This is a genomic window from Serratia sp. TSA_198.1, assembly GCF_052686505.1.
In genome coordinates, this window is record NZ_JBQZFP010000001.1 from 1,116,985 (window position 1) to 1,131,762 (window position 14,778).

Genomic DNA, 14,778 nt, shown 5'->3' on the forward strand with positions numbered 1-14,778 from the left:
CGGCCAACGCCGCTGTAGTTTGAAAGACAAAGGGTATGGCCAAAAACAAAAAAGCCTCCACAGGGGAGGCTTAGGCGCTACTTTTCGTTTCTTTTCTTACGCGCAAAGCCTCCTGAGATCAGGCGCTAAAGTAAAAAAAGAAACGAAAAATAACAACGTGCATGATTGCTTAACCTTGTCGATTGATTGCCCACCAGTGATATAGCGGCGGTCAATAAAAGTCAATATTCGTACTGAAAAACAAAGATAAAAGAGGGAGCAAGCTCCCTCTTTTACTGACTTACGCCAGTGCTGCTTTCGCTTTCTCAACCAGTGCGCCGAAGGCCACTTTGTCGAAGACTGCGATGTCAGCCAGGATCTTACGGTCAATTTCAATAGAGGCTTTTTTCAGGCCGTTAATGAATTTGCTGTAAGACAGGCCGTTCACACGAGCTGCTGCGTTGATACGTGCAATCCACAGCTGACGGAACTGACGCTTACGTTGACGACGGTCACGGTAAGCATACTGACCTGCTTTGATTACTGCCTGGAAGGCAACACGATAAACGCGCGAACGGGCACCGTAGTAACCTTTCGCTTGTTTTAAAATTTTCTTGTGACGTGCGCGTGCAATTACACCACGTTTTACGCGAGCCATATGCTCTCTCCTAAAGTCTTATTCTGGATTCAAAAAAAATGGCTTATGCGTACGGAAGGCACGCAACAACCAGGACCATATCGTTTTTAGACACCATGCCTTTCGGACGCAGGTGACGTTTACGCTTGGTTGCTTTTTTGGTCAGAATATGACGCAGGTTAGCATGCTTGCGCTTAAAACCACCGCTGCCGGTTTTTTTGAAGCGTTTGGCTGCACCACGTACAGTTTTAATCTTTGGCATTTTAATTAAATCCACTTCGCATTGTTAAACAACGATCAGTAAGGCGAATAAAACCCACACAACGCAAGCGCTGCGCGGGTTCGATTACTTGGAAGCCTTTACTGTCTCTTTTTCGGTGCGAGCACCATGATCATCTGACGGCCTTCGATCCTCGTAGGGAAGGATTCGACAATGGCCAAATCAGAATCTTCACACAGGTCTTTACGGACGCGATTAAGCACTTCCATACCGATCTGTTGGTGCGCCATCTCACGTCCGCGGAAACGCAGGGTGATTTTGGCTTTATCGCCATCTTCCAGAAAGCGAATCAGGTTGCGTAGTTTGACCTGATAGTCGCCATCATCGGTACCAGGACGGAATTTGATTTCCTTGACCTGAATGACTTTTTGCTTCTTCTTCTGTTCTTTGGTCGACTTGCTCTTCTCGTAGAGGAATTTGCCGTAATCCATGATTCGGCAAACTGGCGGTTCGGCATTTGGGCTGATTTCTACTAAATCAACGCCCGCTTCCTCAGCTTTTTCAAGAGCTTCATTCAGACTGACAATACCAATCTGCTCGCCATCGACGCCGGTTAGGCGAACTTCTTGCGCGCGAATTTCTCTGTTAATGCGATTAGGACGCGCCGGTTGAACTCGTTTTCCGCCTTTAATACTTTATTCCTCCAGTTGATGAAGACTACGGCTGCGAATCTCTTTCAGCAGCTTGTCTACGACTTCGTTTACGTCGAGGCTTCCCAGGTCTTTGCCACGGCGGGTACGAACGGCAACTTTGCCTGATTCGACCTCTTTATCACCGCACACCAACATGTAAGGAACCCGACGTAAAGTATGTTCGCGAATTTTAAAGCCAATCTTCTCATTTCTCAAGTCCGCTTTAACACGAATCCCTGCCTCTTGCAGTTTTTTGGTCAATTGCTGGACATAATCAGACTGGCTATCGGTGATATTCATCACCACCACCTGCACCGGAGCAATCCAGGTTGGGTAAAACCCTGCGTACTCTTCGGTAAGGATACCGATGAAACGCTCCATGGAGCCCAAAATAGCACGGTGAATCATTACCGGTACCACGCGATCGTTGTTTTCGCCAACATACGACGCGCCTAAACGGCCCGGTAAGAAGAAATCGAGCTGCACGGTACCACATTGCCATGCACGATCCAAACAATCATGCAGAGTAAATTCAATTTTTGGTCCGTAGAAGGCGCCCTCACCCGGCTGATATTCAAACGGAATCCCGTTTTCGGTCAGCGCCGCAGCCAGATCCTCTTCCGCACGAGTCCACATATCGTCAGTGCCGATGCGCTTCTCAGGGCGGGTGGAGAGTTTAACTGCGATCTTTTCGAAGCCAAAGGTGCCGTAAACATCATAGACCATTCTGATGCATTCGTTCACTTCGGCACGCACCTGCTCTTCGGTACAGAAGATATGGGCGTCATCCTGAGTGAAACCACGCACGCGCATCAGGCCATGCAGAGAACCCGAAGGCTCGTTGCGGTGGCAGCTACCGAACTCGCCCATGCGCAGCGGCAAATCACGGTAAGACTTCAGGCCCTGGTTGAAGATCTGCACGTGTCCCGGGCAGTTCATCGGCTTGATGCAGTACTCGCGGTTTTCCGACGAAGTCGTGAACATGGCGTCTTTATAGTTTTCCCAGTGGCCGGTTTTTTCCCACAGCACACGGTCCATCATAAATGGCCCTTTCACTTCCTGATACTGGTACTCTTTGAGCTTCATGCGCACAAAGGCTTCCAGCTCGCGGAAAATCGTCCAGCCGTCGTTGTGCCAGAACACCATACCCGGCGCTTCTTCCTGCATATGATACAGGTCGAGTTGCTTGCCGATCTTGCGGTGGTCACGCTTGGCGGCTTCTTCCAGACGCTGCAGGTAGGCATTCAGCTGTTTCTTGTCTGCCCAGGCAGTACCGTAGATACGCTGCAGCATTTTGTTCTTGCTGTCGCCACGCCAGTAGGCGCCCGAGGTTTTCTGCAGTTTGAAGTGATGGCAGAAACGCATGTTCGGCACGTGCGGACCGCGGCACATGTCGACATATTCTTCATGGTGATACAGGCCAGGACGGTCGTCATGGCTGATGTTCTCATCCAGAATCGCCACTTTGTAGTTTTCACCACGCGCGGCAAAGGTGTCGCGGGCTTCTTGCCAGCTGACCTTTTTCTTGATGACGTCATAATCTTTATCGGCCAACTCATGCATCCGCTTTTCCAGCAGATCCAGGTCTTCCTGCGTCAGGGTGCGGTCAATATCAACGTCATAGTAGAAACCGTTGTCGATCACCGGGCCGATGGCCATTTTGGTGTCCGGCCACAGCTGCTTGATAGCATGGCCCAACAGGTGCGCGCAGGAGTGGCGCATGATTTCCAGGCCTTCGGCGTCCTTGATGGTGATAATCGCCAGTTGCGCATCGGATTCGATCAGATCGCCGGCATCAACCAGTTCACCGTTTACACGGCCGGCAATACAGGCTTTGGCCAAACCAGGGCCGATATCAAGGGCAACATCCAGGGGGGAAACGGCGCGGTCGAAATGACGCTGACTTCCGTCAGGAAGAGTAATAACAGGCATTAATGATTCCTTATCTACAGTGGTGACCCACACGACAGATCACATGAAGAAATACAATATCGTTTAACTACATGTTGTTATGAACGCTATTCAGCTTCACTCTGCCAAATATGTACCCTCATAAGCACACAATTTACGGTGTGCCATGGTGCGACGCCATAACGGAACGGGCAGTGTAACACTATGATTAGCGCGCCATCTACCGGAGAGTTTGTCAAACAGGATTGCTCGCCACCAGTACGGAAAAACCTATCCTCGCCGGTTGACGGCGAGGACAAGACGTTCGCTATTTATTCCTAATTGGCGAGAATAGTGTTCGCCATAAAAGATAACAGCGCAGTTGATGTCTTATACACATCGCGATTTTCCGTAACACTCCTGTCAAACCGCCAGTTCATGATGTAAACCACCGGCGCTTTGGGATATTGGTTAATAAAATCCCAATACAATTGAATTTGCGTATGAAGCTGTTCGTCATTCAGGCCAAGGGACGCACTAGACGGCGGAACCAAAACCCATTTTTGACTATTATTGGTCGGTGCCAGACGGTTGTAGGTTTCCCACATGTCAGATACGGACCAATTGTAATTATCGACCCCTATCCAGTCAGGCTTACTATTCACATCTCCAGGGCAGGCAGTTGTCGGTGCACCTTTTTGTATTTCATTGACATATTCTGGCATATGGGTGTGCCTGTAACTCAGAACAGTATAAACCGGAACAGTTAACCCGTAATTTTTCATGGCCTGTCGGAGAGTGCATAGATAACTGGCATATTGATATGGAACATATTTATCGCCAGTTTGCAAAGCGGAAACATCGAACGGCTCATCAATAAAATAAATAGCGCCTGGACGATATGTAGCCTTACTGATTTCCTGCACAATACGCCAAATATTAGCCCATGAACCTGCAGCCTGACAGCTACTGTCATTTGTTGCTCCTGGGCAAATATCCACGAACGGCGAACCTGCAACGGAGCCGGATCCAGCTTGCACATTCAGCACACATTGCCCTTGGGCACAAATAGGCAAACTCAAACTTTTAATGGAATGCACGACATTAAGGTTTGTCGTACTGACCCCAACGTCAGAAATCGCATTTAAGGCTGCGGTTGCACTATAAGAGGGGGAAGCATTTTCATAAAAGTCGAGCCAATCATAACCATAATGCTTTATATTCACATTCGGTCCAGCAGCCGACGCAGAACCTGTAGCGAGGCCGAGACACAAAATAAATAAAATCCTCATCATCATTTTTACTCCTTTTAACTTACTGGTGAATATTGATATAAATATGAATACAGGTGGACTGATATAATCTCCAACGACTCAATTTCTCACTTGTAGCCCATACGATCTCTTCATTCCCGTTGTGTAATAGAGGAGTAAACAAGGTATAAGTGTCCCGCTTAACCGAACTATTCACTTTTAGCGATCTTCCGACATACGGATTATATCCCCTGAGGAGAACGCTATGCGTAAAGCCCGATTCACTGAACACCGGATCATCGCCGTTCTAAAGTCTGTCGAAGCCGGGTGTACGGTCAAAGAGGTTTGCCGTGAGGCCGCTATCTCTAAAGCCAGATTTTGGACAGGAATACTGGATTTTTACCTGTTCAGAACGCTGAATGAAGCACAGGAGATCACGGCGCGCTAGCTGGCTGAATACAACAGCGGGCGGCCTCATGAATCCCTGAATAGCCTGACACCGGAAGAATACCGGCTGATGGCCGAAAAAACCGGAAATCTCAAAAAGTGTATGAAACTAAAACGGATAGGCTTACAAAGGCAGCCCTAGCTTCTGCATTGGTTAGCCAGGGTGCCATTAGGGGAGTAACGAGGCATTGATGATTGCATTTCTACGTTATCGGAAAGAGCAGATTTTGATAAGCATCAAGACATGCTCTCTTGAGGTGGCTGCGTTCCCTGCAGGAAATTTCATCCGCAATGAGCAAGTAATAACATTGCACAAATCAGCTGTGGCGAACCTTGTCCGCTACCGCTATCCTGTTGCCACTCACGGCTGAATTGAGACATTCCCCCGCATCATGAACCGGTTATTTAAGTTACTCGTCGGCGTCTGCGTGGTGCTGGTGGCGAGTTTCACTTTGCTTCACCTCGGCACCGATCGCCACCCACGAGCCATTGCGGTCAACGAACCGCCGATGGAGTGCGAAGATACCCCGGACATTGCCAACGACTGTGTGAACGACGACGACGCCTCCGCCGACGCGGCACCTGAATTGACGCCACCCGATACGCGGGGCTGATCGGGGGCCCCTACACTGCCAACATGGTGTATTTTCACATGATATCCCCCTCTCGCCATTGCCCGTGATCTCCCGGCAGGCTACTCTACTATTTTGCGCCGTCTTACGGCGTTAACTGAAAACAGAGGTCTGCTTTATGTCGAGTATCATGCAGTTATTCCAGGCCATCGGATTGGGTCTGGTGCTGCTACTGCCGCTTGCCAACCCGCTTACCACCGTGGCGTTGTTGCTTGGCCTGTCGGGCAATATGACACGTGAAGAGCGCAATCAGCAGTCGCTGATGGCGTCGGTCTACGTGTTCCTCATCATGACGGTAGCTTTCTACGCCGGTCAGTTGGTCATGAACACCTTCGGCATCTCCATTCCCGGCCTGCGCATCGCCGGCGGGCTGATTGTGGCGTTTATCGGTTTTCGCATGCTTTTTCCGCAGCAAAGTGCAGAAGATGCGCCGGAGGTGGAAACCAAGTCAAACGAGTTGCGCAAGAAAACCTCGGCCAACATCGCCTTCGTGCCACTGGCCATGCCAAGCACCGCCGGTCCCGGCACCATTGCCATGATCATCAGTTCGGGATCAAGCATTAAAGCTAATGTACTGGGATTTGAGCACTGGGTACTGTTGGTGGCGCCGGTGGCGATTTTTCTGTCGGTGGCGGTAATACTCTGGGGTTGCCTGAGAAGCTCCGGTGCCATTATGCGCCTGGTGGGCAAAAGCGGGATCGAGGCGATCTCGCGCCTGATGGGGTTCCTGCTGGTGTGTATGGGCGTGCAGTTCATTATCAACGGCGTGCTGGAGATTATCTCCACCTACACGCCTGCGGCCTGATAACACGGGCGCGAATCGGTGAAACGCGCCCGCTATGTTTACTTCCCTACCGGTGCCTGAGCACCCAGAATCCCCTTTCCTTCCGGCACTTCGGTAAAGCGGCTGAGGATCTCGCTGTAGGTTTTCGCCGGATCCAACTCCGTGAACTGATTCGGGTAGATAAACTTCGCCAGATACTCCAACCCAACGATGTTGTACGGGTGATTATAGAAGTTGTGGTAAATGCCGTAGAAACGGCCCTCTTTCACCGCCGAGAGTTGGGCGAAACCCGGACGCTGTTTCATGCGGTTGAAAGCCTCGTCAACCTGCTGCTGGGTAACGCCATAGCCAAAGGGCACCGCGGCATTGGTTTTGCTGGCCCACTGGGAGCCAGAAACGATATAGGCATCCGGCTTCATGCTGATCACTTTTTCAAGCGAGACGTCGCCGGTGGCACCGGGCAGCAGTTCGGAACCCAGGTTGCGGGCACCCACGGCTTCGACCATCCCACCCCAGCCGACGTGCGAATGCGTGAAGCAGCAAGACTCAAGCCCGTTCAAACCGGCTTTCGCTTCGATAAACACCAGCGGCTTTGGCTCCACCGTTTTGGTTTTATCGAGGATGCTCTGATAATGCTGCTGGTAGAAATCGGTGTATTGCTTCGCTTCGCTCTCGCGGTTCAGTGTCTCCCCCAACAGTTGGATACTTTTCGGGGTGTTTTCCACCGGCTTCAGCATGGTGTCGATAAACAGCACCGGAATGTTCAACGCTTTCAGCTTGTCCAGTACGCCGGTCTGGCTCAACGACGGTTTGGAACGCAACTGCGCCACCATCAGATCGGGGTGTTTCGCTATCACGCTTTCCAGATTGATCTCGCCCTTGTCGCTGAAGCCCATATCGATAATGTTCTTCGCCTCAGGCCATTTGCTCTCGAGGATTTTCCAGGTTTCACCGTCGCTTTTCTTCAGCAGGTTGTTCCACGCCACCAGCCGGGTGAAGGGATCGGCGCGATCAAGCAAAGCCAGCGTCAAAATATCGCGCCCGTCCTGCACCACAACGCGTTTCGGCTCTTGTTTAATCGTCACGCTTGCGCCGGAAGTGTCGGTCAGGGTCAACGGATAGGTGGTCGCCATCGCCTGAGCAGATAAAACGCAGGCGCAGGCCAATGCCAGCAGGGTGATTCGACGATGCACGTAAAGCTCCTTAGCGTAGAAAAATTCTCGGTAAATAATAATGAGAATGGCTTCTATTATCAAAGATAACGCTAAGCAGATGACGGTTTAATTGAAAATAGATGTGAATCAGAAGGAAGCGTGGCGCGCCGGTTTCGGCGCGCCACAGAGGTTAAACCAGGCCGTAAATCAGCGCAGAAAGCGCAATCAGGCCCATCACCAGCACGAAGACGTTGCTCGGCGCACGGTAGCGGTGCATCGCAGGCACCGCACGCACCGCATACATCGGCAAAATAAACAGGATTACCGCAATCAACGGGCCGCTGATGGTTTCGATAATATGCAACGCGCTAGGATTCCAGACCGTGGCCGCCCAGGTGAGCAGGAACAGCAGCACGGCGGAGAGGCGATGCGTGATGCGCGAACTTAACGGCTTACCGACCGCTCGCGTCAAACCGTCAATCAGGCTGGTCGCCCCTTCGGTAACGCCAAGCGAAGTGCCGAGATAGGACTTGGACATCGCCAGTATCGCCATCACCGGGCCAAGATAGGCAATCAACGGGTTGGAGAATTTGTTCGCCAGCGTGGTCAGCACGGTGATGTTCTGATCCTTCGCCTGCTGCATGTCCGCATGAGACAAGCTCAGCACGCAACTGAAGACAAAGAACAGCACGGTGACGCAGATCAGCACGTAGCTATAACGCATGATGCGTGCGCAGCGGCGTTCGGCCTTGTCGCCATACAGGCTTTTCTGGGTAGAGGCGAAGGACGAAATAATCGGCGCATGGCTGAAGGAAAACACCATCACCGGTACCGCCAGCCACAACGAATGCCACAAATCCGGGCTACTGAACTGGGTATTGGCCAAGCCGCTGACGAAGTTCGCCGTCTGCCAGGTCGGCACCAGGTACAGCGAAATCCCCATCAGGAACACCAGTAACGGGAACACCAGCATGCCCATCGCCGCGACAATCGCGTCTTTACCGCGCAACAGCACCAGATTCAACACCACCACCACCGCCAGGCTCAACCAGATACGCGGCAACGGCGTCAGGTGAAACTGATGGATCAAGAAGCTGTCCAGGGCGTTGGTAATCGAAATGCTGTATACCAGCACGATCGGGAAAAACGCCATCAGGTACAACACCATGATGATTTTACCCGCCAGCACGCCAAAGTGTTCGACCACCACATCATGGATATTGCCGTCGCGGCTGGAACCGGAAAGCACAAAGCGGCTCAGTGCGCGATGCGGTAAATAGGTCAGAGGAAAGGCAAACAGTGCCATCAACAACAGCACCAAAGGGCCGTTCAAACCGGCATTGATCGGCAGGAACAGCGTGCCTGCGCCGACAGCGGTGGCATAGAGGCCAAACATCCACACCGTATCGGTTTTGTTCCATTTGGCCGCTTGGGTAGCGGCCTGCGTACCTGAATCGGGAGAAATCGTACTCATAGGAAAGCTCACCTTACTCTTCAGCGACAACGATTGCGCTCAATGGGATATCCTTCTCCGCGAATTTTTTAACATTAATCAAGGGATTAATGCAGTATTTCATTCTTGTGCTTGAAAAAAGGATGGCAAAGGATAATTAAAAACGCTGCTCGGGTCTATCTCTTGGCGGCTAACTGCGCGCTTCATGAGCGATTTTCAGTGCGGGAATGGATGGCGAGAGGCAAAAAACAGGGGCCTCTGGAGGCCCCTGGCGGTTTACTTGTTGGCGTCCGGATGATCCGGCACTTCGGCGCTACCCATCTCCTTCTCATTGCGGATCATCGTGCGGTCTTTACGCACGTCGGCCACGTCCGAGGCATCGATTGGCTTGGCGCTGTTGCCCCAACTGGAACGGATAAAGTTAACCACATCCGCCACCTGCTGGTCGTTCAGGCGCCAGCCGAACGGCGGCATGGTGAGGTTGGACACCGCCCCTTTCACCGCCGGCGTGGTATTGCCGGTCAGCACGATGTGGATCAGCGAGGTCGCATCGTCGGTTTGCACCACCGGGTTGCCCTTCAGTGCCGGGAAGGCGCGTTTGTAACCCACACCGTCGGTACGGTGACAGGCCGCGCAGTTATCGACGTACAACGCCGCGCCTGGCTTGCTGTCGTTACCACGCCACAGATCCTTGGCAACGCTATCCTCGACCGGAGCCGCCTGCTGCTTGCCATCTTTCGGCGGCAGCGTTTTCAGGTAGCGCGAGATCGCCGTCAGGTCTTCATCGCTGAGATACTGCAGGCTGTGTTCAACCACGTCGCTCATGCCGCCGAACACGATGGATTTGTCGTTGCGACCGGTTTTCAGGAACTCGGTCAGTTCGGCTTCGCTCCAGGTCCCCAATCCGTCCTTAGTGTCTCCACGCAGGCTGGAGGCTACCCAACCGTCGATCGGCGCGTTGCTGCCGGACAGGTAGTTGTCGCCGTCGTTATTGCTCAGCGATTTTTCCTGCATGGTGATACTGCGCGGCGTGTGGCAGGCGCCGCAGTGCCCCAACCCTTCCACCAGATAACGACCGCGTTCGACCACCGGATCGGCTTTGGCGTCAGCGACAAAATCCGCCGGTGTCGGCGCAAACATGCCGCGCCAAATACTCAACGGCCAGCGCATTGACAGCGGCCAGGGGATATCGGAATCCTTATTAGCCTGCTCCACCGGCTGCACGCCGTGCATGAAATAGGCGTACATGGCGCGCATGTCGTCCTCTTTCACCAGCGCGAACGACGGATAAGGCATCGCCGGGTACAGAGTGCTGCCGTTTTTGGCTACGCCCTTGCGCACCGCGTTATCGAAGTCTTCAAAGCTGTAATCACCGATACCGGTCTTTTTATCCGGCGAGATATTGGTGGAGTAAATGGTGCCGATCGGCGTTTCCATCGCCAAACCACCGGCAAACTCTTTACCGCTTTTACCGTTGGTGTGGCAGGCCACGCAGTCACCGGCGCGCGCGAGGTACTCGCCGCGTTTGATCAACTCGCTGCTGACCGTGGCGTCCTGCGCCCAAACGGAAAAACTCAATGCACTGAGAATCAGCGCGGGAACAAATGCTTTCATCGATCGCCGTCCTTATGCCTGCACCAGAGGGCCTGGGTTTTTCAGATACTGCTCGCGAATCGCGCGGGCAGACCAGTAAGCCAACGCGGCCACGGTGCCGGTCGGGTTGTAACCCAGCCCTTGCGGGAAGGCCGACGCGCCGATGGAAAACACGTTGTGCACGTCCCAGCTTTGCAGATAGCGGTTTACCGCGCTGGTCTTCGGATCTTCGCCCATTACCGCACCGCCGTTCATGTGCGTGGTCTGGTAACTGGTGGTGTCAAAATGGCTGTTGGCGTTTTTCGGGCTGCCGGCGATCAATTTCGGGTTCATCGCTTTGGCGATCGGTGCCATTTTGTCGTACATGAATTGCGCCATCTTGACGTCGTTTTCCTGCCAGTCGAACGTCATGCGCAGCAGCGGCTGACCAAACACGTTCTTGTAGGTGGGATCCAGGTCCAGATAGTTGCTGCGGTACGACTGATGCGCACCGTGGGCGTCCATCGACACGTGATGGGTGTAGGCATCCGCCACTGCCGCTTTCCACTTGCTGCCCCAGGCAGGGGTGCCCGGAGGCGTCGGCAAGCCGGAAATCGGTTTGGTGCCCGCCTGGTTGACCCAGAATGGCGAACCGCCGACGAAGCCTTCTTTGGCGTGGTCGAAGTTATCGGCGTTGAAATCGTCCACCCCGACGCCGTTGCCGCCGGCGCCGATGAACGGGTTGGTGAACACGTCTTTGTCGAAGAACGCCTTAATGGTGGTCAAGTTCTGATAGGCGAAATTACGCCCAACCACGCCCTCGCCGGTCACAGGATCGTAAGGTTTGCCAATGCCGGACAACAGCATCAGATGCACGTTGTGGAATTGGAAGGCACCCAGGATCACCAGCTCAGCCGGCTGTTCAATTTCGCGGCCCTGGGCATCGACATAATTCACGCCGGTAGCGCGGGATTTGTCAGCGCTCAGGTTCACTTTCAGCACGTTGGCGTTGGTACGCAGCTCGAAGCGCTTCTCCATGCGCAACGCCGGCAAAATATTGACGTTCGGCGATGCCTTGGAATACATGTAGCAGGCGTAACCACTGCAGAAACCGCAGAAGTTGCACGGCCCCATCTGCGCGCCGTAGGGGTTGGTATAGGAGTCCGAGGTGTTGGCGGAAGGCAGATTATACGGATGATAACCCACATCCCGCGCCGCCTTCTCGAACAGCTGCGCCGAAAAAGTATTCTTTTGCGCCGGCAGCGGGAAATCGCTGGAACGATCGGCCGCGAACGGATTGCCGCCCTTTTGGCTCACTTTCTGCCCGTTTACCGTCCAGGCGGTGCCGGACGTGCCAAACACTTTTTCGGCTTTATCGAAGAACGGCTCCAGCTCGTCGTAAGTCACGCCGAAGTCCTGAATGGTCATGTCTTTCGGGATAAAACTCTTGCCGTAGCGCTCTTCATAGTGGCTGCGCATGCGCAACTCGATCGGGTCAACGCGAAAATGCACGCCGGACCAGTGCAAGCCCGCGCCACCTACGCCGGTGCCCGGCAGGAAGGCCGCCAGTTGGCGATAAGGCACTGCGGTTTGGCTGGTGTTATGCCGAATGGTCACGGTGCTTTTCGACAGATCCTGGAACAATTTTCGGCGGATATTATAGGTAAGCTCGTCAATCACCTGCGGGTAGGAGCCGTCCGGATAGGTATCGCGCATCGGGCCGCGCTCCAGCGCCACCACGTTCAGGCCCGCCTCGGTCAGTTCTTTGGCCATAATCGCGCCGACCCAGCCGAAGCCGACGATCACCGCGTCCACTTTTTTCATTACCGTTGCCATTGTTACCCCCTCTCCCCACGAATTGATACCGGTGGGAAGGGATAACGTTCCCCTCGCTCAACCCAGTCCATAAAGTCGGCGCGCGCGCCCGGAAAATTAATCAGCTTCCAGCCAACCATGTCTTTGTTGCCGCCATGGATTGGATCACTGAAGAAACCTTCGCGGGTGTTTTGCAGCAGGTAGGAAAAGAACAGTTTGGCCGGTAACTGCGAGAATTCCGCCTCACCTGATTCAAACTTCTGCAGCAGCGCATCCTGCTGTGCAGCGTCCAGCTCGGCAAAGGGCTTGCCGGCAGTTTTCTTGCAGTAGGCATCGGCGTCACTGATGCCCAGGTTATAAATCTGCTTCGGCACCAGCGGTAGCTGGTAACCCATCTCTTTCGGCACATCCGGGTTGAATGGCCCTTGCATGTACCAGATTGAACCTGTGGCATACGGAGTATTCATCTGGCGATCGATAAACTCCGGCACGCCGGCTTCCAGGGCACCAGGGCCACGATCGTCAGCCGGGATCAGGCGCGCCGCAGCGGCCTTGATAAATGCCCATTCTTCCGGGGTGAAAAACGTGGGCTGGTAGTCCGTTGGGGTGTCTGTAGCCGCGACAGCTGGCATGGGTGCCGTCAGGGCGCTGACGCCACTGCCGCCAATTACCGCTGCGGGAATTAAAGTCATCGATTTCAGCAGGAAATCGCGCCGTGAGTTGTTAGTTTTATCGTCCGACATGTCACATTCCATCCAAAGATAATCACAACTATTTAACCTCAACCTTGTGAACATTGCGGGATTTAAAAATAATTTGTTACGTATCTGTCTATTTTTTGAAGGTTACTTTGTGAACTCAAGCCAAAATGTTACCGGTAACTTATTGAATGAACGTAAAGAAATGACCGTGAATGTAAAATTAACTATTTGTGCGGTTTTTGAGGTAACAGGATGGGAAATAACGAAAAATGAGAGATACGTCGCGATGTTGCCGCGTCGATAAAGAAAAACCGGCCGCTGCGAGCGACCGGTTTTAGTGAGAAATAAAGCTTACTGCGACATCGCCTGATAGGCCGTCGTGACCTTCCATAAATAGCGCGGCGCTTGCGGGGCCGGGTGCTTTTTCTGGATGTGCTGGTAAAACTCATCCGGGCTCATCTGATTAATGCGGTTTACCGCCACGCGCTTGTCTGATGAGAACGTGCGCAACATGGCACCGGCCCCATTGACATAAGAAACGATGGTGGCGTAACGCAAGGTCTGTGGGTTGTTGATCCCGGCTAGCTGCTGGCTTTGAAGAATATTGATATAGGCCGTTCCCAGATCAATATTAACCGCCGGATCCTTCAACTCACGCGAGCTGGGCTGCCCGCTTCTGCCTTTCAAACGATAGGCGTCACGCCCGGCGGTTGACGGTTTCAGCTGCATTAATCCCACGGCGTTCGAGGTGCTGACCACGTTCGGGTTAAACCCGGACTCCACCTGAATAATCGCTTTAATCAGCGTTTCATCAACGCCATAACTGCTGGCGGCCTGACGAATGTAATCGTTATAGGCTATCGGCGTCCCTGTACGGTTAACCGGAGCCTGCGGGGGAGTCTTTAACCAACCGCCGCGCGATGTGCCACTGCCCGAAATAGTACTTGTCGTTTGCGGGTCTTTGGCGCACCCCGACAAAAGCAAGATTGCCGTCAGGCAACCGATTTTTGTTTTCACAGAATCCCTCACTCCTTTCAATGGGTTGCGTAGCATATACAACTTGTAAGGACGCCTGCATAATTTTTTTGGTCTAATCTCAAGCTATTCATATACCAAGAGGTGATTTATGAGTCAATCTGCGACGACGTGTTTTGTGGTGACTTTCCGCTATCAGGAAGAAGGATTGGCTGATTTGGCCAAGCTTACCGGACAATTAACCCGCGATGGATTTGTCACTTCGGTGACAGACGAACAGGGCATTCCGCATCCGTTGAGCAGCAACAGTTTTGCGTTTATAACCCCACTGGATCAACAGGATGTACAACAGTTGGCGCAAAAGCTCGGGGAGGTTGCCCTGGGGAAAACGCCGGAGGTCGACATAGCCCGCTATGAGGAGTACGTTAAGCGGTTACATACTGATACATAAAATGCTATAACTCACCTGACGGTATTATTTTTGCAATGGATTAGTAACCTGCCGTCAGCCTGAAGGTGACGCTTGACTTTGCTATAAATGATATTGATAATCATTTTCATTTGAGCCAGGAGA

At 52.9% G+C, this 14,778-nt stretch carries 15 protein-coding genes, 2 pseudogenes and 1 other annotated feature; of the genes and pseudogenes, 5 read left to right on the plus strand and 12 right to left on the minus strand.

Annotation, left to right across the window (positions count from 1 at the left end; all coding sequences use genetic code 11):
- Positions 1-44 precede the first annotated feature (44 nt).
- Positions 45-167, minus strand: a sequence feature (Phe leader region).
- The 6 genes from pheM to ACUTSW_RS05245 form a co-directional block, all read right to left on the minus strand.
- On the minus strand, positions 119-163 hold the full coding sequence (pheM, locus tag ACUTSW_RS05220) for a pheST operon leader peptide PheM (protein ID WP_120978403.1): 45 nt from the start codon (positions 161-163) through the stop codon (positions 119-121). (Overlaps the previous feature by 45 nt.)
- A gap of 113 nt (positions 168-280) precedes the next feature.
- Entirely contained in the window at positions 281-637 is a 357-nt protein-coding gene (rplT, locus tag ACUTSW_RS05225; RefSeq protein WP_004943595.1) for a 50S ribosomal protein L20, read from the minus strand.
- A gap of 43 nt (positions 638-680) precedes the next feature.
- Positions 681-878, minus strand: a complete 198-nt coding sequence (gene rpmI / locus ACUTSW_RS05230; protein ID WP_004943591.1) for a 50S ribosomal protein L35 — start codon at positions 876-878, stop codon at positions 681-683.
- 98 nt (positions 879-976) lie between these two features.
- The gene (gene infC, locus ACUTSW_RS05235; protein ID WP_013812633.1) at positions 977-1,528 is read right to left on the minus strand and encodes a translation initiation factor IF-3; all 552 of its coding nucleotides are present in this window, start codon (positions 1,526-1,528) and stop codon (positions 977-979) included.
- A 3-nt stretch (positions 1,529-1,531) separates the two neighbouring features.
- Positions 1,532-3,460, minus strand: coding sequence for a threonine--tRNA ligase (thrS, locus tag ACUTSW_RS05240; RefSeq protein WP_006324903.1), 1,929 nt, complete (start codon positions 3,458-3,460; stop codon positions 1,532-1,534).
- 296 nt (positions 3,461-3,756) lie between these two features.
- Positions 3,757-4,716 (minus strand): hypothetical protein, encoded by a 960-nt coding sequence (locus tag ACUTSW_RS05245; protein ID WP_445583861.1) that lies wholly within the window; start codon positions 4,714-4,716, stop codon positions 3,757-3,759.
- A gap of 220 nt (positions 4,717-4,936) precedes the next feature.
- Here ACUTSW_RS05245 and ACUTSW_RS05250 point away from each other — a divergent pair.
- From ACUTSW_RS05250 to ACUTSW_RS05265, 4 genes and pseudogenes are all read left to right on the plus strand, one after another.
- Positions 4,937-5,038 (plus strand): annotated as a pseudogene (locus tag ACUTSW_RS05250) (transposase); the annotation flags it as partial.
- Positions 5,039-5,053: 15 nt separating this feature from the next.
- Positions 5,054-5,225: pseudogene (locus tag ACUTSW_RS05255) on the plus strand (integrase core domain-containing protein); the annotation flags it as partial.
- A 285-nt stretch (positions 5,226-5,510) separates the two neighbouring features.
- A complete protein-coding gene (locus tag ACUTSW_RS05260) occupies positions 5,511-5,732 on the plus strand; it encodes a hypothetical protein (RefSeq protein ID WP_062870624.1) in 222 nt (73 codons plus the stop codon).
- Between the two features lie 136 nt (positions 5,733-5,868).
- Positions 5,869-6,555: a MarC family NAAT transporter gene (locus tag ACUTSW_RS05265; RefSeq protein WP_062870623.1), complete on the plus strand. Its 687-nt coding sequence runs from the start codon at positions 5,869-5,871 to the stop codon at positions 6,553-6,555.
- A gap of 38 nt (positions 6,556-6,593) precedes the next feature.
- Here ACUTSW_RS05265 and ACUTSW_RS05270 read toward each other — a convergent pair whose 3' ends face one another.
- The 6 genes from ACUTSW_RS05270 to ACUTSW_RS05295 form a co-directional block, all read right to left on the minus strand.
- Positions 6,594-7,727 (minus strand): ABC transporter substrate-binding protein, encoded by a 1,134-nt coding sequence (locus tag ACUTSW_RS05270; protein ID WP_062870622.1) that lies wholly within the window; start codon positions 7,725-7,727, stop codon positions 6,594-6,596.
- Between the two features lie 151 nt (positions 7,728-7,878).
- Positions 7,879-9,162, minus strand: a complete 1,284-nt coding sequence (locus tag ACUTSW_RS05275; protein WP_006324897.1) for a hypothetical protein — start codon at positions 9,160-9,162, stop codon at positions 7,879-7,881.
- A gap of 255 nt (positions 9,163-9,417) precedes the next feature.
- Positions 9,418-10,755, minus strand: coding sequence for a c-type cytochrome (locus ACUTSW_RS05280; protein ID WP_063197644.1), 1,338 nt, complete (start codon positions 10,753-10,755; stop codon positions 9,418-9,420).
- Positions 10,756-10,767: 12 nt separating this feature from the next.
- A complete protein-coding gene (locus ACUTSW_RS05285; RefSeq protein ID WP_062791963.1) occupies positions 10,768-12,549 on the minus strand; it encodes a GMC family oxidoreductase in 1,782 nt (593 codons plus the stop codon).
- A gap of 2 nt (positions 12,550-12,551) precedes the next feature.
- Positions 12,552-13,271, minus strand: coding sequence for a gluconate 2-dehydrogenase subunit 3 family protein (locus ACUTSW_RS05290; protein ID WP_006324895.1), 720 nt, complete (start codon positions 13,269-13,271; stop codon positions 12,552-12,554).
- Positions 13,272-13,580: 309 nt separating this feature from the next.
- Positions 13,581-14,246 carry a transglycosylase SLT domain-containing protein gene (locus tag ACUTSW_RS05295; protein ID WP_004943568.1) on the minus strand — a complete coding sequence of 222 codons (666 nt, stop codon included), beginning with the start codon at positions 14,244-14,246 and terminating at the stop codon, positions 13,581-13,583.
- Between the two features lie 109 nt (positions 14,247-14,355).
- On the opposite strand from ACUTSW_RS05295, the gene ghoS reads away from it, so the two are divergent.
- The gene (gene ghoS, locus ACUTSW_RS05300; protein ID WP_062870619.1) at positions 14,356-14,655 is read left to right on the plus strand and encodes a type V toxin-antitoxin system endoribonuclease antitoxin GhoS; all 300 of its coding nucleotides are present in this window, start codon (positions 14,356-14,358) and stop codon (positions 14,653-14,655) included.
- Positions 14,656-14,778 lie beyond the last annotated feature (123 nt).

Excerpts from the sequence above, each read along its gene's own strand:
- rplT (WP_004943595.1), bottom strand. The coding sequence starts at position 637 with ATGGCTCGCGTAAAACGTGGTGTAATTGCACGCGCACGTCACAAGAAA.
- rpmI (WP_004943591.1), bottom strand. The coding sequence starts at position 878 with ATGCCAAAGATTAAAACTGTACGTGGTGCAGCCAAACGCTTCAAAAAA.
- thrS (WP_006324903.1), bottom strand. The coding sequence starts at position 3,460 with ATGCCTGTTATTACTCTTCCTGACGGAAGTCAGCGTCATTTCGACCGC.
- ACUTSW_RS05245 (WP_445583861.1), bottom strand. The coding sequence starts at position 4,716 with ATGATGATGAGGATTTTATTTATTTTGTGTCTCGGCCTCGCTACAGGT.
- ACUTSW_RS05260 (WP_062870624.1), top strand. The coding sequence starts at position 5,511 with ATGAACCGGTTATTTAAGTTACTCGTCGGCGTCTGCGTGGTGCTGGTG.
- ACUTSW_RS05265 (WP_062870623.1), top strand. The coding sequence starts at position 5,869 with ATGTCGAGTATCATGCAGTTATTCCAGGCCATCGGATTGGGTCTGGTG.
- ACUTSW_RS05275 (WP_006324897.1), bottom strand. The coding sequence starts at position 9,162 with ATGAGTACGATTTCTCCCGATTCAGGTACGCAGGCCGCTACCCAAGCG.
- ACUTSW_RS05280 (WP_063197644.1), bottom strand. The coding sequence starts at position 10,755 with ATGAAAGCATTTGTTCCCGCGCTGATTCTCAGTGCATTGAGTTTTTCC.
- ACUTSW_RS05285 (WP_062791963.1), bottom strand. The coding sequence starts at position 12,549 with ATGGCAACGGTAATGAAAAAAGTGGACGCGGTGATCGTCGGCTTCGGC.
- ACUTSW_RS05290 (WP_006324895.1), bottom strand. The coding sequence starts at position 13,271 with ATGTCGGACGATAAAACTAACAACTCACGGCGCGATTTCCTGCTGAAA.
- ghoS (WP_062870619.1), top strand. The coding sequence starts at position 14,356 with ATGAGTCAATCTGCGACGACGTGTTTTGTGGTGACTTTCCGCTATCAG.